This window comes from Lactovum miscens (assembly GCF_014202895.1).
GTDB lineage: Bacteria > Bacillota > Bacilli > Lactobacillales > Streptococcaceae > Lactovum > Lactovum miscens.
Map to the genome: position 1 here is coordinate 1 of NZ_JACHHV010000028.1, position 22,905 is coordinate 22,905.

14 protein-coding genes are annotated in these 22,905 nt (G+C 35.0%); 10 read left to right on the forward strand and 4 right to left on the reverse strand.

The genetic code is table 11. The annotated features are described in order from the left end of the window. Window positions 1-788: 788 nt before the first annotated feature. The 3 genes from HNQ37_RS06875 to HNQ37_RS06885 all read left to right on the forward strand — a co-directional run bounded on the left by HNQ37_RS06875 (window position 789) and on the right by HNQ37_RS06885 (window position 5,519). Window positions 789-1,811, forward strand: coding sequence for a sensor domain-containing diguanylate cyclase (locus HNQ37_RS06875; RefSeq protein ID WP_183540635.1), 1,023 nt, complete (start codon window positions 789-791; stop codon window positions 1,809-1,811). Between the two features lie 1,241 nt (window positions 1,812-3,052). Further along, the gene (locus tag HNQ37_RS06880) at window positions 3,053-3,784 is read left to right on the forward strand and encodes an EAL domain-containing protein (protein WP_183540637.1); all 732 of its coding nucleotides are present in this window, start codon (window positions 3,053-3,055) and stop codon (window positions 3,782-3,784) included. Window positions 3,785-4,484: 700 nt separating this feature from the next. After that, on the forward strand, window positions 4,485-5,519 hold the full coding sequence (locus HNQ37_RS06885; protein ID WP_183540639.1) for a sensor domain-containing diguanylate cyclase: 1,035 nt from the start codon (window positions 4,485-4,487) through the stop codon (window positions 5,517-5,519). Window positions 5,520-6,224: 705 nt separating this feature from the next. Here the strand turns inward: HNQ37_RS06885 and HNQ37_RS06890 are convergent. After that, on the reverse strand, window positions 6,225-6,419 hold the full coding sequence (locus HNQ37_RS06890; RefSeq protein ID WP_183540641.1) for a helix-turn-helix domain-containing protein: 195 nt from the start codon (window positions 6,417-6,419) through the stop codon (window positions 6,225-6,227). A gap of 265 nt (window positions 6,420-6,684) precedes the next feature. On the opposite strand from HNQ37_RS06890, the gene glmS reads away from it, so the two are divergent. The 6 genes from glmS to pyrG all read left to right on the forward strand — a co-directional run bounded on the left by glmS (window position 6,685) and on the right by pyrG (window position 12,985). Further along, window positions 6,685-8,499 (forward strand): glutamine--fructose-6-phosphate transaminase (isomerizing), encoded by a 1,815-nt coding sequence (gene glmS, locus HNQ37_RS06895; protein WP_183540644.1) that lies wholly within the window; start codon window positions 6,685-6,687, stop codon window positions 8,497-8,499. 132 nt (window positions 8,500-8,631) lie between these two features. Next, window positions 8,632-9,387, forward strand: coding sequence for a tRNA pseudouridine(38-40) synthase TruA (gene truA, locus HNQ37_RS06900; RefSeq protein ID WP_183540646.1), 756 nt, complete (start codon window positions 8,632-8,634; stop codon window positions 9,385-9,387). Then, window positions 9,371-10,195, forward strand: coding sequence for a pyridoxamine kinase (locus HNQ37_RS06905; protein ID WP_183540648.1), 825 nt, complete (start codon window positions 9,371-9,373; stop codon window positions 10,193-10,195). The genes truA and HNQ37_RS06905 overlap by 17 nt, the downstream gene beginning before the upstream one ends. Then, complete coding sequence (locus tag HNQ37_RS06910; protein WP_183540650.1) at window positions 10,195-10,683, forward strand: ECF transporter S component; 489 nt, start codon at window positions 10,195-10,197, stop codon at window positions 10,681-10,683. The genes HNQ37_RS06905 and HNQ37_RS06910 overlap by 1 nt, the downstream gene beginning before the upstream one ends. Further along, entirely contained in the window at window positions 10,673-11,215 is a 543-nt protein-coding gene (locus HNQ37_RS06915) for a TIGR01440 family protein (protein WP_183540651.1), read from the forward strand. The genes HNQ37_RS06910 and HNQ37_RS06915 overlap by 11 nt, the downstream gene beginning before the upstream one ends. A gap of 162 nt (window positions 11,216-11,377) precedes the next feature. After that, entirely contained in the window at window positions 11,378-12,985 is a 1,608-nt protein-coding gene (pyrG, locus tag HNQ37_RS06920; protein ID WP_183540653.1) for a CTP synthase, read from the forward strand. 97 nt (window positions 12,986-13,082) lie between these two features. Here pyrG and HNQ37_RS06925 read toward each other — a convergent pair whose 3' ends face one another. Both HNQ37_RS06925 and HNQ37_RS06930 read right to left on the reverse strand, forming a co-directional pair. Beyond that, the gene (locus HNQ37_RS06925; RefSeq protein ID WP_183540656.1) at window positions 13,083-14,018 is read right to left on the reverse strand and encodes an IS30 family transposase; all 936 of its coding nucleotides are present in this window, start codon (window positions 14,016-14,018) and stop codon (window positions 13,083-13,085) included. Between the two features lie 430 nt (window positions 14,019-14,448). Further along, window positions 14,449-16,089 (reverse strand): peptide ABC transporter substrate-binding protein, encoded by a 1,641-nt coding sequence (locus HNQ37_RS06930; protein WP_246415623.1) that lies wholly within the window; start codon window positions 16,087-16,089, stop codon window positions 14,449-14,451. A 360-nt stretch (window positions 16,090-16,449) separates the two neighbouring features. Between HNQ37_RS06930 and nifJ the strand changes: the two genes are divergently transcribed. Next, window positions 16,450-20,049: a pyruvate:ferredoxin (flavodoxin) oxidoreductase gene (gene nifJ / locus HNQ37_RS06935; RefSeq protein WP_183540658.1), complete on the forward strand. Its 3,600-nt coding sequence runs from the start codon at window positions 16,450-16,452 to the stop codon at window positions 20,047-20,049. A gap of 32 nt (window positions 20,050-20,081) precedes the next feature. On the opposite strand, the gene HNQ37_RS06940 is transcribed toward nifJ, so the two are convergent. Beyond that, window positions 20,082-22,679, reverse strand: a complete 2,598-nt coding sequence (locus HNQ37_RS06940; protein WP_183540660.1) for a YfhO family protein — start codon at window positions 22,677-22,679, stop codon at window positions 20,082-20,084. Between the last annotated feature and the right edge of the window lie 226 nt (window positions 22,680-22,905).

The following is a 22,905-nucleotide window of genomic DNA, read 5'->3' on the forward strand; positions in this document are numbered from 1 at the left end:
TCCTTTTCTACTTGTCTTCTTTCAAATTCAAGTATAAGAAATTCAGGTGTTTTTTTCTTGCTTCAGGTGGCTAAACTAATTTTACAATTTGCCATATTTAACTCTATAAAAAATTTCAGAAAATTTCGATTTATTTCTAGCATAAGTAAAATTAAATTGTTTTTCACGATTTTCACGAATTCTAGGTTATCGATAATAAATATATGGATGAACTCTTGAATGTTGGAACTTTTATATCTATATAGAGGCTTTCTTACGAATTCTATCATTAAATTTGTATTTTACATACTATATATAGTATAATAAAAAAATGATAGCTAGGTTTCTATTCCTGAATAGATAATATTTGAAAAAATTTTTCTAAGAAATTAAAGTCTAGAAATTTGTGAACCCCAGTCTAAGTATACACTGACATTAAATTCATAATATCTTTTGATCAAATTATGAATGAGGAAATATTAAAGGTTGACTACCAGAAGGGCTAGTAAAGGATGTGATTAAGCTAATCTCTTCTTAATATTCAAATAATATACAACATTGATTTGCGATTGTTACTGCAAATTTCGATTTTATTCAAAATCTCTATTTATAAGTTTAACGATAAGTATAAAAGAATATTTTTGTTATTGGAACCTCAGGCATATAAAGCAAAATGAAATTCTAACAAACTAAGCTTAAAAGTTGTCTTAAAAAAATAGTTACTTAATGAGACAACTTTTTTGCTTATCTTATTAGGAGGAAGAATAATATTTTGAGTAATAATAAAATAAGAAAGCTATTGATTTATTATGAGATTTAATTCGAAATTATCCATACTTGGCAGCAGAGGTTTTTTGTACTTCTTTTTATTTTTTTTCATAGCTTTTCTTTTTATTTTTCAAAGATCGATAATTTTAGTTTGGATAGATTTTCTAGTAGTTTTTATCATTATGCTTTGCTCTATTTTCATAAATTTGAGCCATATAGAGCATAAAGATAAACAGCTTTTAATTTTTAAAGACATAGTTAGAGATCTAAAAAATGTAAATTTCTTCGTAATAGACAGAGATATGAATTATTTACTAATTAGTGATTTAGATTTGAAGTTTATGAAGGAGAATTTTCATGCTACTCCCAAAGTAGGCGGGAACATGTCGGAGATTTTAAAACCAGAGTATTTTGAAAAAACAATGGAAAATTGTAATAATGCAATCAAATCTGGTATATTTTCCAATGTTGATCATTTTTTTCTTAATGGAGAGGACTTACACTTTTTGAACTATTATTCTCCATTATATGATAAAAATCAAAAACCATATGCAGTTTTGGTTGTGACGCTTGACATTACAGAAAATGTAAATAGTGAGACAGAAAAAAACAAATTAATTGTTACAGACCCACTAACAGGTGTATATAACAGAAGAAAATTATCTGAATATTTTAAAAAAATATCAAAATATATTGGCAAAAAGTACTGGTTGATTCTTATTGATATTGATGATTTTAAATTGGTTAATGATACGTTCGGACATGATATTGGAGATAAATTACTGGCTCGATTGTCAAATCTATTTAATGAAATATTTCCAGAAAAAGCCATCGTTACTAGATTGGGAGGGGACGAATTTTGTGTAATTTTTGAATCAATTGAAAGTTATATCCTAGAAGATAATATTGTTGGAATAGAATCTAGAATTAACAGTAAGTTCAGACCGTATTCAATTTCAATGGGGTTCACTTTCATAGAAACTCCAACTGATAATAGATTTGACTACTATTATCGAATAGCTGATCAAAATATGTACGCAAATAAAAAAAGTAAAAAAGCATAATCGAAGATTGATGGTCAATAAATTTTTAAGCTCATATTGTTAAGGCGAACGGACTCACAATATTTTCGGCATGATTGATTTCTTGCCTTTTTCAAACAAATAAAATATATAATTTAAGCTCATCAAATTCCATATTAATTTGATGAGTTTCATTTTTTAGAATGATTATCAGTTTATATCCATATAATATAACCTTAAAAATAGTTTCAGGCAAGTCTTGTGATTCAGCGATAAAGGTCTTCGAACCTTGAAATTGAGTATAGTTTAAGTTATGCTTACTTAAAAATAAATATAAAAGCAGATTGTTTTTTAGGAAAATGCAAAGATATTCAATATAATTTTCATTTATCATGACATTGTCATGCCGTTAGTATTAAGCGAGGTAAAAATGGCTATTGACATATTTAAATGACTTATGCTTTAAAAATTACTTTCCTATGGAACAAGTCAAACTGGGATTAAAGTTTTTAGGAATCTATTTATAGCCACCAAGTATATGTTTTAATGCACGTCCTGAAATTTATAGTTGTAGTAAAATACACTGAATGTTTGAAAATAATAAATACAATCTTTTTATTCATCAATTTTATGGCACTGTCAATTATCTTTCAGATTTTTGTGTTGTTTTCTCGTGTACAGGATTACCAAACACCTACAAACAATAATTTTACAGAATGCTTTGTAAAAAATTGTTAGTTTCATTATATTGTATTGTATGTTAAATTGATTGTGAAAATATCTGAAATTGTATAAATATTATATTATTTCGGGATTGCTAGGATAGAGATTCAAACTTATGAGTATTTAATGTGGTAATTACTTGCCTTATGTAAAGTTTTCAAATTATATTTTAACCTAGACGTTGCTATATCTTATACAGGATATTACATGATTGTTTATTTTAATAACATTTACAATTTGTAAACGAATTAACTCAATGTTGTTTGGAGGAAACTCTAATATATTTAAGCTTGAGGATATAAGGAAGTTTGCTTATTTTGTAATAAAATCAATACTGCTGGTCTTGCAAGAAATGATGATACTTTGTTTCCTGATAAACAAATAGATACTTAATGGTTTTCAAAAAGTCTGATATTCAGTTGACAAAATGTACAAAACAAAAAATAATGATTTTCAATAAGATTTATCCATTGCAATAAGTATCTTTGTAAAGTAGAATTGGGTGTTAAGTAAATTTACAATTTGTCAAATTTATAATTATTGAAGGAAATTAATAAATATTGAATATAAAAACATTAAATGAAAAGTTCTACGTGGTTTATCAGCCAATTGTGCAAGCAATTGGCTCGAACCAATTTCAGTGTAATGAGTATGAAGTGCTGCTTCACTCAAAAGATGATGATAAATTTCCAATTGACGAATTTAATATTATTAATTCTTCAGAGGATTCAAATTTGATTTTTATGGAATGGTATGCTGAACAATTAATCCCGCAAATAAAAGAACATAAAAATAGCAACTTTTCAGTGAACATTAATCCAGATCAGTGGAAACAACCATCAACAGTTTGCTTTTTACAAAAATTATCTCAATATGCAAATCGAATTACCATTGAGCTAACTGAGCATGTTCCTAAGAGTTCATGTTCTATTGATTTTACAAAAATTCTCAAAAATGTTAAAAAATTAGGATTTGGTATTGCTTTAGATGATATTACTGTTGGAAATAATACTACTCAATTTTTTTCCAAACACGCTGATAAAATCGATCGAATAAAATTTTCTTTGTTAGATAACAGTATTGAGACAATCCAAAATATTGATTCCATTGTTGAACTTGCGAAAAAGTTTGATAAACAATTAGTGGTTGAAAGAATTGAAGATTTAAGAACCGCAAATTGTCTTAAAAAAAAGGGAGTCTGTCGATTTCAAGGCTTTTTATTTGGGAAAGGGACGATTAAACCAGGATTAGGTAACACCAATAACGAACAGTTTGATTTTTCTATGTTGTAAATTTCAAAATCACATTGTTTCAATTTTTGACAACAGCTTTTGCTGTTTTTTTGTTACGTTGACCAGGAATGCTAGATCATTCAGCTTTTGACCCTGTGGGTGCCTTCTTTTTCAAAGCTCTTACGAGCACAATACAATAATAGTAAACTGAACAAGTTATTGCTTTATAAATGCTTTAAAATTCACGACCTTTATCCGAAGTAATGAATATCTAAACAAAATCTCCTGAATCCTAAATGATATGTATTGACCAATGTTGAGGTAACTAAAAAGATACAGATATTTTCAAAACAAGTTTTACAATTTATAAGCATATTGTATATCGTCTGTAGAAAATTTTTTCAGGGGCTGAGTCGATCTGACGATTTACTGATATGCCAATATTTGATCGACTGAAGTCGCATTTTGGTAAATTATCTTCCGTATGTTTCAGTATAGACTTGATTTAAAAACTTTTTACCTTTTGAAATTCAAGCAAGAATGTTAATTTTTTTTGGGGGTTGGAAAAACAAATTTTACATTTGCCATTTTCAAAAATAACATTTCGGTATAGTATCACAATTAAAATTATGTTAAAATCAATTTGGCATCTAAATAATTTTTAAAGATGATTTCTAGCAGTTTGGGGGATTGGCTTGAGTACAATTGTTTTATATTTTTACTGTTGTAACTTTTTAAAAAGCAAAGGAAGTGAATATAGTTGATAAAGGGATTAAAAAAAGGAAAAAATATAAGCTCTGAATTTTTGTTTTTCTTATTATTCTTTATTGAACTTATATTATTAGTAATTTTTATTTATGATGACTCTTTCCCTCTAATTTTTTTAATTTTATTAAACTTTATCTTTTTTTTTATCTGGTCTTTCTATCAATATAAAAATGAAAAAAGAAAGACAATAGATATTGTTTCATCTATTATGAGGGATGTTAAACAGATTAGTATATATGTTGTCGATTTAGAGTTAAATTATTTAGCAGTAAGCGATTCTGATGTAAGGTTTATGGAACATTTTTTCAAAGTGACTCCAGTTGTAGGGAAAAATTTATCTAGTATATTGTCAAAAGAACATTTTTTTAAAACTAAAGAGACCTTTAAAAATGCTTTATATAATGGCCTCACAAATCAAGTTGAGCATTTTAATAAAAATGATATTGAATTTTACGTGTTAAATTATTACACTCCCCTTTATGACAAAAGTGGAAGCCCATATGCTCTGATGATACATACTATTGATGTTACTGATGATATCTTAGAGCAAGACAAAATATACCATTTAATTTATATAGATCCATTAACCGGTGTCTATAATAGGCGTAAGTTGATAGAATATGTGGAAACTGAATTGCCATTAAGCGACAAAAACCAAATTCTAATCTATATTGATATCGATGATTTCAAGCAAGTCAATGATAATTCTGGGCATCTTGAAGGAGATAAAGTACTTATACGCTTTACGGAAAATCTTCGTAAATATTTTCCAGAACCTAATATGATATGCAGATTAGGGGGAGATGAGTTCTGCCTTCTTTTTGAAGAAATTGATGGCAAAGGAATTCAGAAATGTGTTTGGGATAGAATGCAAAAAGTTGAGGAAGAAATGGCGCCATATGAATTTTCTATTGGGGCTATTATAATGGAATTACCATTCAAGAATAATTTTGATTACTATTATCAAAAAGTTGATAGAAAAATGTATGAAATGAAAAGCCGCAAAAAAGAAAAATTCAGTGAGTAATTGTAAATATTGATTAAAATATATGTAGTTTTTTACCTATGAATTTTATTTGGCAAATTGCAAATTTAATTTAACCATCCCTAAACATCTGAAGTGATGTCTTATAGTCAGGCATTTTTCTTGGATAACAATTTTTCCAGGTTTCAATTTTGGCAACAGCTGAAGCTGTTGTTTTCTTTTTCTTTTTGGTAAGAAATGTCGGATTATACGATTATGATTCTTATTGCCTCCACATTCAAAGCTTGCATAGGCTTGGAAATAGTAAACCAGACAAGTCAACACTTCATGAGACAGGCAAATTCACGACTATTATCTGGAGTCTTGCCAGAAATCAGGCGAATCATTTCAAAACGTGGTTGGTGCTTTGTGATGGTCATTTTTTTCTTTCGTCAAAAGCGCCGTGTTGATTTTCTAATGGCTAAATTCTTCAGGATGAGTAATGGACAAACTATACAACCGCTCCGGTTGAATTTTTTAAAGTTTCTTAGACTTCTTATAATGGGAATAAGGTAAGTCATGGTATTTTCATCCAATCAGCCTTTGTCCACCCAGTGATAAAGTGTTCGAAGACAAGTAGCCTGTCAGTTCTTTGAGAATGACTTTTAATGATTTTTTATCTCTGGCACCCGTACTAAGGGTTTCATTGAGTTTCAACAAGAGCTTGGAACGACGACCGCAGTGATTTTTATTGATGCTGTGGTGTTCTTATGCATGAAGCACAGGATACTTTGTCTTTATTTTTAAGTGTACTTTCCCCCAAATGAAGTTCATTGTTTGTCGTCTGAGTGATTTATTTAGGAGCTGAGCGATTTGACAATGACTTAGCTGTGCCAGCCACTCAATCAGCCGGCGTTCTGTATAGGTAAGTTGTTTGTCTTTTGTGTTACAATCGCCTTGCATCTGAACTCCTTTTATACTTGTCTTCTTACAAATTCAAGCATAAGAAATTCAGGTGTTTTTTACTTTCTTAAGGTAACTAAACTAATTTTATAAGTTGCCAAAATAAATAAAAATACGTTAATAAATAATTATAATTAATATATACCAATTATTTATTCAAATAACTTGACAAACAAAATAATGAATAATATAATGATTTTATCATTGTTATTAAATGAAAATGGTACTATACCAATTTTATAAAACGAAAGAAGGATATATATTTATGTGTGGAATTGTTGGTCTAGTGGGCAATCGTAATGCAACAGACATTTTAATGCAAGGTCTCGAAAAACTGGAATATCGAGGATATGATTCGGCTGGTATTTTTGTCACAGGAGAAAATGGTAAATCAAAACTCGTTAAGTCTGTGGGACGTATTGATGATTTACGGAACAAACTGGGGATTGATGTTGCTGGAACAGCTGGTATTGGTCATACGCGTTGGGCGACCCATGGTAAACCAACTGAGGAAAATGCTCACCCACATACCTCTGCATCAAAACGATTTGTTCTGGTACATAATGGCGTAATTGAGAATTTTAAAACTATCAAAGATGAATACTTAGTCGATGAAAGTTTTATGGGTCAAACTGATACTGAGATAGCAGTTCATTTGATTGCTAAGTTTGTTGAAAAAGATGAACTTTCAGTTCTGGATGCCTTTAAGAAAGCTTTATCAATTATTGAGGGATCTTATGCTTTTGCTTTGATGGATGCGAAAGATCCAGAGACGATTTATGTAGCAAAGAATAAATCTCCATTGTTAATTGGTTTGGGAGAAGGTTACAACATGGTATGCTCAGATGCCATGGCTATGATTCGTGAAACGTCAGAATTCATGGAAATCCATGATAAAGAACTTGTTATTGTTACAAAAGATTTGGTCACTGTGCTTGATGAATCTGGGCATAAAGTAGAACGTGATTCTTATACGGCTGAACTTGATCTTTCAGACATTGGTAAGGGAACTTATCCTTTTTATATGCTTAAAGAGATTGATGAACAACCAGCTGTAATGCGCAAACTTATTGCAACTTATGCCGGTGAAAATGGTTTGATGAAGGTAGATCCTGAGATTGTTAAAGCGGTCCAAGAATCTGACCGACTCTACATTATTGCTGCTGGGACTTCATACAACGCTGGATATGGTTCAAAAATGATGCTTGAAGCTTTAACCGAAACTCCTGTTGAACTCGGCGTGGCTTCAGAGTGGGGCTATGGGATGCCTTTGCTTTCGAAAAAGCCATTCTTTATCTTCCTTAGTCAGTCAGGTGAAACAGCTGATAGCCGTCAGGTACTTTTGAAGGTTAATGAACTTGGATACCCAAGTTTAACAGTAACAAATGTACCAGGATCTACTCTTTCTAGAGAAGCCACTTATACCATGTTGATTGGCGCAGGACCCGAGATTGCCGTAGCCTCAACTAAGGCTTATACAGGGCAAATCGCAACACTTGCATTTTTATCGAAGGCAGTTGGAGAGTCCAATGGTCTTCAAATTGCTAAAGATTTTGATCTTGTTAAAGAACTTTCACTTGTTGCACAATCAATTGAGGCAACCTTATCTGAAAAAGAAAAGATCGCGAAGATTGTAGAGAAAAATCTTTTGACAACTCGAAATGCCTTCTATATTGGAAGAAAAATGGATTACTTTGTTGCCATGGAAGCTTCATTAAAATTGAAGGAAATTTCATATGTACAGTGTGAGGGATTTGCGGCTGGAGAGCTAAAACATGGCACAATTTCTTTAATTGAAAAAGGCACCCCTGTTCTTGCTTTAATCTCTGATCCGTCGGTGGCTGCTCACACGCGTGGCAATGTCATGGAAGTTGTTTCACGTGGGGCTTCTGCTATTGTAATAGCTCAAAAGGGACTTGAGCAAGAATCTGATGATTTCGTAGTTAGCAAAGTTCACCCTTGGTTAACAGCTATCTCAATGGTAGTTCCGACACAAATATTTGCTTATGAAACTTCAGTACAGCGTGGCTTGGATGTGGATAAACCACGTAATCTCGCTAAAGCTGTAACTGTTGAGTAAAAAAGGTCAAATATAACAAAAAATCGTTCCATTATGGCGATTTTTTGTTATATTTGACAAAAAATTATAAAAAAATTTAGCCATTTTTAAAAGTGTCTAAATCATCAATAAAAAAACTGCTATAATATTTAGATGACAAGATTTAAAGCAACAATCTCTTATGACGGAAGTGACTTTGCTGGTTTTCAAGAACAACCTGGTCGTCGGACGGTGCAATCTGAAATTGAGAAAGTTCTTCAAAAGCTTAATTCAGGCAAAGAACTTAAACTATGGATGGCGGGACGAACTGACTCGGGCGTTCATGCATGTGGTCAAGTTATTCATTTTGATTTGGAAGATCCTCGTCCTGTCGAGCGTATTCGCTTTGCTCTTGATACTCAGACACCTGCTGATATTTCGATCTGGAAACTGGAAGTAGTAGCATCTGATTTTCATGCAAGATTTACCCCGCATGAAAAAATTTATGAATATTTACTCGACAATTCAGTGTCACGAAGTCCGTTCAAACGCCGTAGTCAAGCATGGTTCCGTTATCGCTTGGATTTAGGATTGATGCAAGAAGCAGCAAGTAAAATTGTTGGTACCCATGATTTTGAAGGTTTTACAGCTGCTGGCGGTTCAGTTAAAGATAAGGTCCGTACAATCAGTTTAGCAACCGTTGAAAAAATTGATGAAAGCAGTTTTCGCTTTCGCTTTCGTGGGAGCGGATTTCTTTACAAACAAGTTCGAAATATGGTTGGGACTCTCATAAAAATTGGTAATGGCAAGTTTCCAGTTGATCAAATAGACAAAATTTTATCAACTGGAAACCGTCATTTTGCTGGCCCTACTGCTCATCCAGAAGGGCTATACTTGAAAGAGGTAATATATAATGAAGATAGAAAATAAAAATGTTTTAGCAATACATGATATTTCTTGTATAGGTCGTTGTAGCCTAACGGTCGCTTTGCCAATTATCTCAGCTTTTGGAGTTGAATGTCGACTATTACCGACTTCCCTCCTCTCGACGCATACCGGTGGATTTAAAAATTTTACATATTTAGATCTTACAAATGAGATGGAAAACATTTTAGAGGCATGGAAGCAATTAGATTTGACATTTACAGCCATTTATTCTGGATTCATGGCTAATCCAAAGCAGATTGATATTCTTAAGTCAACAATTAAAGCATATCCAAGTTTGAGTGTAGTTGATCCAGTTATGGCTGATAATGGTGAACTTTATGGAGTTTTCGATCAAGCTTTTGTTGAAAAAATGAAGGAAGTTGTACCAGTAGCCAATATTCTGATTCCAAACATTACTGAAGCATGCTTACTGACTGACTTCCCTTATCAGGAAAGCATTAATGAGGATTTTATTGAGAATTTGGCATCAGCCTTACAAAATATGGGAGCCAAAAACATTGTCATTACGGGGATTAGCTTTGAGCAATCTAAAATAGGTGCTGCGGTCGTTGATGAGGATGGCAATATTTCTTACGCTATGGCTGAGAAACAACCTTCTTCTTACCATGGAACTGGTGATATTTTTGGCTCAGTTTTCACAGCTGAGTTGGTTAATGGGAAGTCAATTCAAGATGCTGCCCAAGCGGCTTGTGAATTTGTAGTATCCTCGATCAAAGCGACTGACCCTGATGCCGATAAAAAGTATGGTGTCAATTTTGAAATGGCATTAGCAAATAGAGCAAATAAGTAATGGCAAAAAAATATACAACTAAAACAATTGCCCTTTTGGCAATTTTGACTGCCTTGACCTTTGTGCTTGGACGTTTTATAGAGATTCCAATTCCTGCGGTTAATGGTTATGTAACATTACTTGATGCAGGTATTTTCACAGTTTCTCTGGCATTTGGGAAAAAAGAAGGAGCTGTTGTAGGGGGGCTGGCTGCCTTTTTAACTGATTTGACCTCTGGTTTTCCCCAATGGATGCTCTTTTCTTTAGTAATTCATGGCCTTCAGGGTTATTTTGGTGCTTTTACGAAGAGTAGAGCATTGAACTGGTTTATCTCTGGTGCAATCATGGTGTGTGGATATTTCTTAGCGAGCTGGTTTCTTTATGGGTTTGCAACAGCTATTAATCCATTGACAAATATTCCGAACTTGATTCAGACCACCATTGGTTACCTAGTGGGACTCATGATTTCACAAATTTTACAGAGAGCAGGTGTCTTAAATGGACTTTGATAAATTAAGAGAAGAAACTCAAACAATAATTGATGACGTCATCGAAAAAACTTGTATTCAAGCAGGGCAAATTTTCGTGTTGGGACTTTCGAGCTCAGAAGTAAATGGTGGAATTATAGGTAAGGCGAGTTCTGCTGAAATTGGCGAAGTCATTGTTGGAATGATTCATAAAACTTTGAAGACAAAAGGAATTTACTTAGCTGTTCAGGCTTGTGAGCATCTAAATCGAGCTCTTTTGGTTGAACGCGAAGTAGCAGATAAAAATGACCTCGAAGTGGTGTCAGTTGTTCCCCAACTCCACGCTGGTGGCTCAGGTCAAGTCGCAGCATATCAACTTTTTAATGATCCAGTTGAGGTTGAGCATATTGTTGCTTTTGCAGGCCTTGATATTGGTGACACCTCAATAGGTATGCATGTTAAGCATGTTCAGATTCCGATTCGTCCAGTCTTAAAGGAACTTGGTTGGGCTCATGTGACTGCATTAACTTCACGTCCTAAACTGATTGGCGGGGAACGTGCAAAATACAATTAAAGTGAAATGTACCTCTTGCTTTCAGACAGGCATTTTGCTATTATTAATAGGGCACCTCATTTGGATGAGGTAATTCAAGAAGCTCCTCCAAGGGGAGCGTTTTTTTATTTTAGCGCTCAGATAAGCTACATTTTTAATACTAATTAAAAGAAAGAGGATTAAATGGCAACAAAATACATTTTCGTTACTGGCGGTGGAACATCTTCAATGGGCAAAGGCATCGTTGCCGCATCACTCGGACGCTTGTTAAAGAACCGTGGGTTGAAAGTTTCTGTTCAAAAATTTGATCCATATCTTAACATTGATCCAGGGACCATGAGCCCTTATCAACATGGTGAAGTATTTGTAACCGATGACGGTGCTGAAACAGACCTTGACCTAGGTCACTATGAACGATTCATTGACATCAATTTGAATAAATATTCGAATGTCACTTCTGGTAAAGTTTATTCAGAAATCTTACGAAAAGAACGTCGTGGCGAATATCTTGGAGCAACCGTTCAAATGGTTCCTCATGTCACCAATATGCTAAAAGAGAAGATCAAGTTAGCTGCAACTACAACTGATGCAGATATCATTATCACTGAAGTAGGCGGAACAGTTGGAGATATGGAATCTCTGCCATTTATTGAGGCCCTTCGTCAAATGAAATCAGAAGTTGGGTCCGATAATGTGTTCTATATCCATACTGTCCCAATTCTCCATTTGCGTGCAGCGGGTGAGTTAAAGACAAAAATTGCACAAAATGCAACAGCAAAACTTCGTGAATATGGTATTCAGGCAAACATGTTGGTTCTGCGCACAGAGGTACCAATTACTCAAGAAATTCGTAACAAGATCTCGAATTTTTGTGATGTAGCTCCTGAAGCAGTGATTGAATCGCTTGATGTTGAACATCTCTATCAGATTCCGTTAAACTTGCAAAAGCAAAAAATGGATGATATTGTCTGTAAGGTACTTAAACTAGACACCCCAGCGGCAGATATGACTGAATGGACTGCTATGGTGGATCATGTAGTAAACCTCAAAAAGACAGTGAAAATTGCTTTGGTTGGTAAATACGTTGAGCTTCCTGACGCTTACATTTCAGTAGTTGAAGCCTTAAAGCATGCTGGCTATGTGGCAGATGCTGAGCTTGATCTCAAATGGGTAAATGCAAATAGTGTGACAGATGAAAATGTTGCTGAAATAATTGGTGAAACAGATGGAATCATTGTACCGGGTGGGTTTGGAGCCCGTGGTACAGAGGGGAAAATCTCTGCCGTTCGCTACGCACGTGAAAATGATATTCCATTTCTTGGTATTTGCCTTGGAATGCAAATGGCCTGTGTCGAATTTGCACGTAATGTTCTCAATTTGAAAGGTGCCCACTCAAAGGAGTTAAATCCAGAAACACCCTATCCAGTGATTGATCTGATGCGTGACCAAATTGACGTTGAAGACATGGGAGGAACTCTCCGTCTTGGCCTCTATCCAGCCAAACTTAAGCCGGGTTCCAAAGCTGCTCAAGCATATGGTAATGTGGATGTCATTCAACGTCGTCATCGTCATCGCTATGAATTCAATAATGATTATCGAGAGCAGTTTGAAGCAGCAGGTTTTACTTTTTCAGGGGTTTCTCCAGATAACCGTCTTGTTGAAATTATTGAATTATCAGATAAGAAATACTTTGTAGCTTGCCAATATCACCCAGAACTTCAATCACGTCCCAATCACGCGGAAGAACTTTACGTAGGTTTTATCAAAGCAGCTGTTGATAATAAAGACTAATACAGAAAAAACCTCAATTCTTAAAAAGAACTGAGGTTTTTATGGTAGGTCTTTATCATTCTATAAAATTTTAAGAGTGGCAAATTGCAAATTTAATTTAGCCACCCCGATACATCTGAAATGGTGTCTGATACTTGAACATTTTTCTTGGATAATGATTCATCCAAGTCTCAATTTTGGCAACAGCCTGAACTGTTGTTTGCTTTGTTCCTTTGGGTAAGAAGCGTCTTATCATGCGGTTATGATTCTCATTGCTTCCACGCTCAAAGCTCGCATAAGCATGGCAATAGTACACAGGACAAGGCACTACTTCATGAAGGCGGGCAAATTCGCGACCATTATCTGAAGTAAGGGATTTGAACTGAACCTCCTCTTGGAGTGTTAAAAGAGCCCTATTGACTGACGCTGAAGTCTTGTCAGGAATCAGACGAATGATTTCAAAGCGTGTTTGGCGCTCTGTGAGCGTCAAAAGGCAGTCATTTTTTTCTTTGGTCAAAAGCACCGTATCGATTTCCCAATGGCCAAATGCTTCACGTTGGTTAATTTCCTCTGGACGTTGGTCAATGGACAAGCCATACGGACGCTTGGGTTGTATTTTTCGGAGCTTCTTAGCCTTCTTATAATGAGGATAAAGCAAGTGATGGTATTTCACATCCAGCCAGCCCTTGTCCACCCAGTGATAGAGGGTGCGCAAGCAAACACCTGTCAGTTCTTGGAGAATGACTTCCAATGATTTTTTATCTCTGACACCCGCACTAATCGTTTCGTTGAGGTTCGGCGTGAGCTTAGAATGACGACCACAGTGGCTTTTATTGGCGCTGTGGTATTCTTGTGCGTGAGTTGCAGAGTACTTTGTCTTGGTCTTCAGTTGAACCTGTCCCCGCTTGAGTTCATGATGAATTGTCTGAGGGGCTTTATTTAAGCGCTGAGCGATCTGACGATTACTTAGCTTCTCCTTGTTGTGCCAACGTTCAATCAACTGACGTTCTGTATAAGTAAGTTCCTTGCCTTTTGTGTTAAAATAATCGTGCATCTGAATTCCTTTTCTACTTGTCTTCTTGCAAATTCAAGTATAAGAAATTCAGGTGTTTTTTTCTTGCTTCAGGTGGCTAAACTAATTTTACAATTTGCCAAATTTTAAGAGTTTAAATTTTTTAATGATATTATCAAGTTTGTCTACTATAAAGAAAGTAGCTAACTATTCTAGTTTTATTTTAATTGTAGTCATTAAGGATGCAATTCGAACGCACTCTAAAGGGTTAGATTTTTTCCAAAAGATTGACTCATGTCAATAAAATAACTTCTAACTATTAACACTTTTATAATTCATTTTATGTGTTGCTTTAAATTTATCCCATTACCTTTAATTGACTTAAACAATTTTTAGAAAATTTATGTTAGAGTTATCAAATTTTTTTAAAAAACCACTTTCAAAAAAGAAAAAGTGATTTCGTAAATAGAGTTTATTTAATCTGAGCATGTCGTAAATCAAAAATCATAGCTGAGTTGAAAGTAGAGATACCTTTGAGTTTTGGATTCATCAAAAGCGAGTATGCCTCAGTGTCAATAGGGTTGATGTTAGAAGCTTTGTATAGGGCCGCCTCGGCATCCTTGTAATCAGAATAGCGCTTGTTGGCATCAAGTACGTCTGGGGTAGTTGTTGCAGCTTTATAAGCTTTGTCAAAGTCAGGATTGCTAAGGAATGAAGTGTTCAACGAACTTCCTGTTACATAATTCATTAGATAGTCGGATGGTTCATTATAATCAGCTCCCCAACTCGTCAAAATAATTTCATAATTTCCGTTTTGAGCATCTTGCATACGTTGTTTGCTTGGAACAAGATTCTCATTGATTGTCAAACCAGGTAAGTCTTTTTCAAGATTCGCTTTGAGGTAGTCTACCGCAGCCTTGCGGAATACATTATCCTCATCGCCCTCAAGAGAAAGAGTAAGAGAGTCTTTTCCTATTTCTTTAAGACCTTCTTTAAAAAGATTAGCAGCTTTGGACGCATCATATTTATATGGCTGAGCGGCATATTTACTAAAGTCTTGTCCATTTGGAACTGTATCCAAGCCTGTTGGAGTGACAGTTGAAAGTACACTGAAGTTTGGGGCAGCTGTTGCAATCAAACCCTTGCGGTTTGTTGCAAGATTAATTGCTTCACGTATTTTTTCATTAGAAAGAGCTGGAACTATACCTGATTGATTGTATTGAAGGGAATCTGTACGTGGTGCGGGTAAGCTCTTGTATGTCTTATTTGATTTATTTGCCGCAATCAATTCTTTTGTAGGAAGACTTGAAAAGTCAAGTTTGCCAGATTTGTACAAATTAATTGCAGTTGTTGGATTTGTAATGACTTGAAAAGTAACCCCAGGAGCTTTGACATTCTTTGCATCATAGAAGTTGTCGTTTTTGACAATAGTGAAAGATTTATTGCTTCCATTCCAGCCATTTTTACTACCAAATTTATAGGGACCATTGTATAGGGTTGTGTTAGAGCTTGAACCATAAGCTTTACCAACTTTTTCGACAAATTTTTGATTGATCGGATAATAAGCTGATAATGTCAATAATTTTTCAAAATAAGGAGTTGGCTGAGCTAAAGTGATGGTTAAGTGAGTAGCATCTGTAGATTTGATACCAAGGCTTGAAACGGGTGCTTTTGAAGCCATAATGTCATTTGCATTAGCGACAGGTGCAAGTGCATATGCATATTCAGAACCTGTTTTTGGATCAATTGTCCGTTGCCATCCATACACGAAATCTTGAGCGGTTAGTTTATCACCATTTGACCACTTGAGCCCGTCACGTAAAGTGATATTGTATGTTAATCCATCTTTTGAAACTTCGATAGATTTGGCTAAGTCATTGACAACTTGTGCTTTGGGGTCCCAGCGCACCAATCCTGCATCAACATTTTCCAAAAGGTCAATCGAATTGACATCAGCCGCCATACTAGCGTCGAGTGTCAAAATGTCACCTGGAAGCATGTAGTTGATATTACGAGTTGTTACGTTAGCTGACGTCGTGTCTCCAAAACTCCCTAGTAGTGCAATAGCGGAAGCCGAGACAAGGCCAAGTGAGAGGGTTTTATTAATTTTCAATTTAAATTATCTCCTATAAGAATCTTTTTAAAAACTATTTATAAAAACTCACAAACATAAATAGTATAGATCCTGAGGAAACGATTGTCAAAATATTTTTACATTAATTTATTCACAAGCTTTCCAACTCGGAAAAAGATTAATAATTGATTACTGTTTGAAGAAACATATTGTCATATTCTGATTAAATTTTGGATCAGTTCTTAGATTGTAAAAGATAATTGACACTCTGTTGGTTATCTTTTTTTAAGCCTTAGTGATAAAATTAGCTTGTCAAAATAACCTAAGAGCCCTTGGTTTATCCGGCTTTGCCAAGTTTCTTGAATCGACAATACTTGAAATTATGGATAAATTGAATAAATGCTTTTTACTAAGGAATTTGAATTGAAAAAATTTAATAAAAAAACAATGGATGGAAATATGGCAGCTGCTCATATTGCTTATGCTTTTTCAGAAATTGCAATGATTTATCCAATTACACCCAGCTCACCGATGGCTGATTATGCAGATGCTTGGGCAACAGCAGGCCGTAAAAATATATGGGGACAGAAGGTTCAGATTACAGAAATGCAGTCTGAGTCAGGTGCGGCTGGTGCTATGCATGGAGCTATCAAGGCGGGAAGTCTTGCTACAACATTCACCGCGTCTCAAGGCTTACTTTTGATGCTGCCTAACATGTACAAAATTGCTGGAGAATTATTACCTACAGTTATTCATGTGGCAGCCCGTGCTATTGCCACAGGTGCTTTAAATATTTTTGGTGATCAATCTGATGTAATGTCAGCTCGTTCTACTGGATTTGCCATGTTGGCTGAATCAAGTGTTCAAGAAGTAATGGACCTTTCAGCAGTTGCACATTTAGCAACAATTGAAAGTTCTGTCCCTTTTATGAATTTCTTCGATGGCTTTAGAACTTCACATGAGATTCAAAAGATTGATGTCATTGACTATGAAACCTTAGCAAGTTTAGTTAACCAAGAAGAATTGGCAAAATTCAGAGATCGCGCTATGAATCCGGATCATCCCACTGTCTCAGGAACCAATCAAAACTCAGATATCTATTTTCAACAACGTGAGCTTGTTAATCCCTTTTATGAGAAAGTCCCAAGTATCGTTGAAAAATATATGAAAGCAATCAACAAGCTTAGAGGGACAAATTATAACTTGGTTGATTACTATGGTGCACCTGATGCAACTGAGATTGTCGTCACCATGGGATCAGTTGCTGGCACAGTAAAACAAACTGTTGATTACTTGAATGGACTTGGTCGTAAAGTTGGTTTTATTAATATTCACCTCTATCGTCCCTTCCCAATGAAGAAATTCTTAGAAGCTCTTCCATTGACTGCCAAGACACTAGCAGTTTTGGACCGCACAAAAGAGTCAGGTTCAAATGGCGAACCTCTTTTCTTGGATATTCAATCTACTTTATTCGATAAGAATATTAAAGTTATTGGTGGGCGATACGGCATTGGTGGTAAAGATACACGGCCTGAACATATCATTGCTACTTTTGATGAACTTTTGAAGGAAAATCCTAAACGTCAATTTACTATTGGTATAAAGGATGATCAAACTAATCTTTCCCTCAAAACTCGTGCCAATACTGATTTAACTCCAAAAGATACCTATCAAGCTAAATTTTGGGGATTTGGTTCAGACGGAACGGTCGGTGCTAATAAAGCAGCAATCAAAATTATCGGAGATCATACTGAAAAATATGTCCAGGGAGCTTTTGAATATGATTCCAAGAAATCGGGTGGTTTAACAGTAAGTCATCTTCGTTTTGGTGACTCGCCGATTTTATCAGAGTACATGATTTTAGAGTCAGATTTTGTGGAAGTAGCAAATCCAACTTATATTCATAAATATGATTTATTAAAAGACATAAAATCGGGTGGAACTTTATTACTGAATTGTCCATGGCCGGCCGAAACAATTTCAAAAAATTTACCAGATAAAATAAAAAAATCTTTGGCAGAAAAACATATTAATTTCTTTGTAATTGATGCTGCCCAAATAGCACGTGATAATGATCTCGGTCGTCGAATTAATACCATTATGCAAGTAGCTTTCTTTAAGTTGACTGAGATTATAGATTTCGAAGTAGCTTATGATTTGTTAAAAGCCGATGCTCAAAAGTATGCTAAGAAATCTCTGAAGATCGTAGAATGCAATCTCAATGGGATGTCCCAAGCTATTGAGGGACTTCAAAAAGTTAACATTCCTGCTGAATGGGCAGAGATCGAAGTGAGGAAAGGTTCTACAATTGAACATTTAGATAGCCCTGTAAAAAAATACAGCTGGAATTTCCTTGATAAGGTAAATGCTTTTGAAGGAGATGAATTAACAGTTAAAGAATTGGTAGATGTCAATCTTATTCATGGAGCCGCTATTACTGGAACATCAGCAGTTGAGAAACGTGGGATTGCCTTAGAAGTTCCTGAATGGAATTTAAATTATTGTATCCAATGCAACGAGTGTGCCTTCGTATGTCCTCATGCTGCTATTCGACCTTTCCTGGTAGATGAAGATGAGTGGAATGTTGCACCCGAAGGATTCAAAGTCATGGATTATACCAAGGCCAATGGCATGAAATACCGTATTCAAGTTTCGGTTGAAGACTGCACAGGTTGTGGCCTATGTGTACAAGCTTGTCCTAAAAAAGATCTTGCTCTCAAGATGGTTCCTTATGAGATGCAACATGAGCAAGCAATTAATTGGGCGTTTGCAATGACTTTAAAAACGAAGACAAACCCCTTTGAAGGACGTCCAAATTCTGTTGTTAGCACACAGTTTAATCAGCCCTTGTTTGAATTTTCAGGAGCCTGCTCAGGTTGTGGGGAGACACCATACATCAAATTATTGACCCAAATGTTTGGTGATCGAATGATGATCGCAAATGCTACCGGATGCTCATCAATTTATGGTGGTAGTCAGGCAACTCCATATAGCACTAATCTTAAAAATCAAGGTCCAGCATGGTCAAATTCTCTTTTTGAAGATAATGCTGAATTTGGCTATGGGATGCATATGGCCTCAGTAGCGCGTCGTTCAAAGCTGAAAGAGGAAGTAATGTCAGCTCTGGTAGATATGTCAGAGGATTTGAAAAATCTTGCCAAAGATTGGGCTGAACACCTCTTTGATTCAGAAGGCACGCGAGCGCGTGCTGAAAAATTAAAGACTGTCTTGGGTTCAGAGCGTTTCAACTCACCTCATCTTGATGCTATATATAAACAAAAAGATCAATTTGTCAAACCAAGTCAATGGGTATTTGGAGGTGATGGTTGGGCTTATGATATAGGATTTGGCGGACTTGATCATGTCATTTCAACGGGTGAAGATATTAATATTTTGGTAATGGATAATGAGGTCTATGCTAACACAGGCGGGCAAGTCTCAAAAGCAACTCCTTCTTCAGCAATTGCACAATTTGCATCTGGGGGAAAAGTGGGTGCTAAAAAAGATCTTGGTGCAATGGCAATGACTTATGGTAATGTATATGTGGCACAGATTGCATCTGGTGCCAATATGATGCAAACTATCAAAACTTTTGAGGAGGCAGAAAAACACAAAGGTCCAAGTTTGATCATTGCTTATACACCATGTATTTCACATGGACTTTATGCGGGAATGTCAGCTGTACTTGAGGAAGCTAAACAAGCTGTGAATTCAGGATATTGGCAGCTTTATCGCTACAATCCTTCCCTAGAGGAGATTGGAAAGAATCCGATGAGTTTGGATTTCAAACGACCAGATTTCTCATTATTACATGATTTTCTTTTGACACAATCTCGATTTGCAAATCTAAAAAAAGTAAATGTGGATCAAGCAGAAAAGTTATACGAAAAAGCTACTTTAGATTCACGTAAAAGATTTATGCGTTATGCTCGTATGTCAGGAGATGATGCAAAATTCTTGGAAAGAGAATCCAAAGCGACTGGAAAAGCAAAGAATTAAAAATGTGTTTTTTATAAAAAGCTCTAGTTTAGTCAATCTAAGCTAGAGCTTTTTCTATTTTTTAGTTTTCTTAAACGATTATAGAATAGAAATGATATAATTCCAAGAACAAATGCAATGCTTCCTTCCTTAAGCCCTTCTGGGAAGAAAGAGATTTTTATCTGATGCTTTCCTGCAGGTGCATCAATTTTCATGAAACCAGATTGAGCTTTATAGAGTTTAACTTTTTTCCCATCAAGGATAGCTGACCAGCCCTTATCATAAGGCACAGTTAGGAAGAGTTGACCATTTTGACTGGCACTATAGTTGATCGCTGCACCATTCTTAATCGTTTTAACTGAAACGGGATTATCCTTTATTTTTGCCATGGCTTGCGTATAGGCATTGATATCCATAGCCCAAAAGTTTATTTGATCAAAAGATACCCAGTCATTTTTTGGAAAGGTAATTGTAATTTGCTGAGTACTCTCCTTTTCAAAATACCCAAGATTAAAATATTCTCCAGTATCTTCTGTAGGCATCGTGGAGAGGTGGTTACCTACAGAGATCACAATGCTTTTATCGTTTTTAGAAGCATAAGTAATGTTCGGAATCTGAATATAAGACTGAGAATTAGCTGGTACAGTCAATGAATACGTAATTGAAAGATCGGTTGAAGAATTTTTTAACTTGGTAAAGGAAACATGTCCATTCGTATTTACGACCTGCCCTTCTGCTTTTTCTGAACTACTATGGATCTTCGTATATAGCTTGGTATTAGAATTTGTTAACGCGTTCAAAAAGTTTGTTTGATTAGTGAGTGGATTATTTTGTACGATATTAATATCATGATACCCACCTGGAACAAACATACCAATAGATTGTGAATAAGGATTTTGTGTAACATAACTTGGTGCATTTAATAAAGGATCAAAACCAAACTTTGGAGGTTGGGCCCAATAGTTGATGTTATATTTCACCCCAAAAAGGCTGTCCATAAGGAGTGTATTGCCTGGGTAGCGAAGGTTGAGATAAAGACCGTCCGTCTTGAAACCTAAAGCAGACATGATAGCACTTGAATTAGAGTTTCTGACGCTGGAAAATTGAGCAATTCCATTATAACCAAACTTCATACCATCATTGGCAGTGTCAGGAGCGACATTGTCCGTTCTTTCAAGCTTATTACCGCTGGCCTTTTGAATAGCCTGAGTAGCGGGGAGAATACGACTGGTAACATCATTGTAGAAAGTTCTTGATGCAAATACCCACTCTTTACTGACACCAGAGATTTCGTAATAGCTATTAATACCAATGTCTGCAATTGCGAAAATCAAAACAATGATTGCAAATATATTCATGGAAATATATTTTTTTTGTAAGCCATAAAAAAGGATTAGGAAAGCAAAAAGGAATAGAGCAGTTAAGACTGGCATATAAAAATGAATATAACTATAGTGATGGCTGATGATACTTCCAATAAAACCTGTTGCCAAAATAAGAGTCGCTATAAAGACTTTCCAAAACTTAATTTCTTTTAGTTTTTGCAGTGCTTCTAAAGCCATGATAACCACAATGAATGAAAAAATAAAGCTGTAACGATGCAAGAACATGTTTGGTGAATGGAAGCCTTGCCAAGCAAGATCTAACCAATTGAAGTAGAAGCTAGCAATCAGCAGACCACCCAAAAGAAACATTCCTACTTTCAATTTCCAATTGATTGACTTAATAAAGAAAAAAGTAATGGCAAGGATTAATGGAAGCAGGCCGACGTAAATCATTGGTACTGCATTAAATTGTGTTGTGTCATAAGAACCGATAAAATTTTTTGAAAATAAATCAAAATACCAAGAATTCTGAGTAAAATATCCATCAGGGTTAGAAAATCCTTGTCCATTTGCCTTTAAATCGAGATACATGGGCCAAAGCATGACCAAACTTGTCAAAGCAGATAAAATAGAAACAACAGTAAAATCAATCAATTTCCTTATTGAAAGCCTTTCAGCAATCATTCTTACTATAAAGTAGAGGCTAATAAAGATGGCGATAATATAACCGAAGTAATAGTTCTGAATAAAAAGGATTGTTAATGATATATAATAAATCCATCGTCCTTTTTCATCAATAATTTGATGCAATCCCCAGAAAATCAATGGTAAAAGGATAAAGACATCAAGCCACATTGTAATCTCAATCTGACTAGTCATATAAGACATTAGTGAATAAGAAATCGATAAGGCAAGAAGCAACCATTTATTTATACTTTTATATACGTTTGAAAAAGAGACAAAAGCAGATAGTCCAATAAATCCAAATTTCAAAATTGTAAAAAGGTAAAGGGCGTCAGGCATATTTTTTACGTTAAAAAAGAAAGTTAGGGGCATAAAAAAGCTTCCCATATAATAAGAGGCAAAAGCATATAGATTTAATCCAAGGCCACTTGTCCAGGTATAGAAGAAACCTTTACCTGACTGGAGAAGTTGACTATATAAACTATGTAAGCCAACATACTGATGGTAAGCATCTCCTGCTAAAATAGAAGTAGCACTATTCCAAAAAATGCCATTTGCCAATAAGGATAAAAAGGCAATAACTAGAGGTATAACGAAAGCTAAAAACAGATATAGTTTATTAGATTTGAAGTAAGATTTCATAGTCTTATTATATCAGATGAAATAGCTATGAAACGTTTAGCAACGGTTAGTATAGGAGAAAATAAAATTTGCAAGGGCTTTGAATCATCACTTCCCTCCAAAAACGTGCGAGAATAGTTGACAAGGGGGAGAAGAATTGATAAGATATACAAGTTGACTCTGAAGGAAGCGAACGAGGGCAACGGAAGCTCAAACGAGTGAAGTTAAATTCTTGACAAGCAGGTTA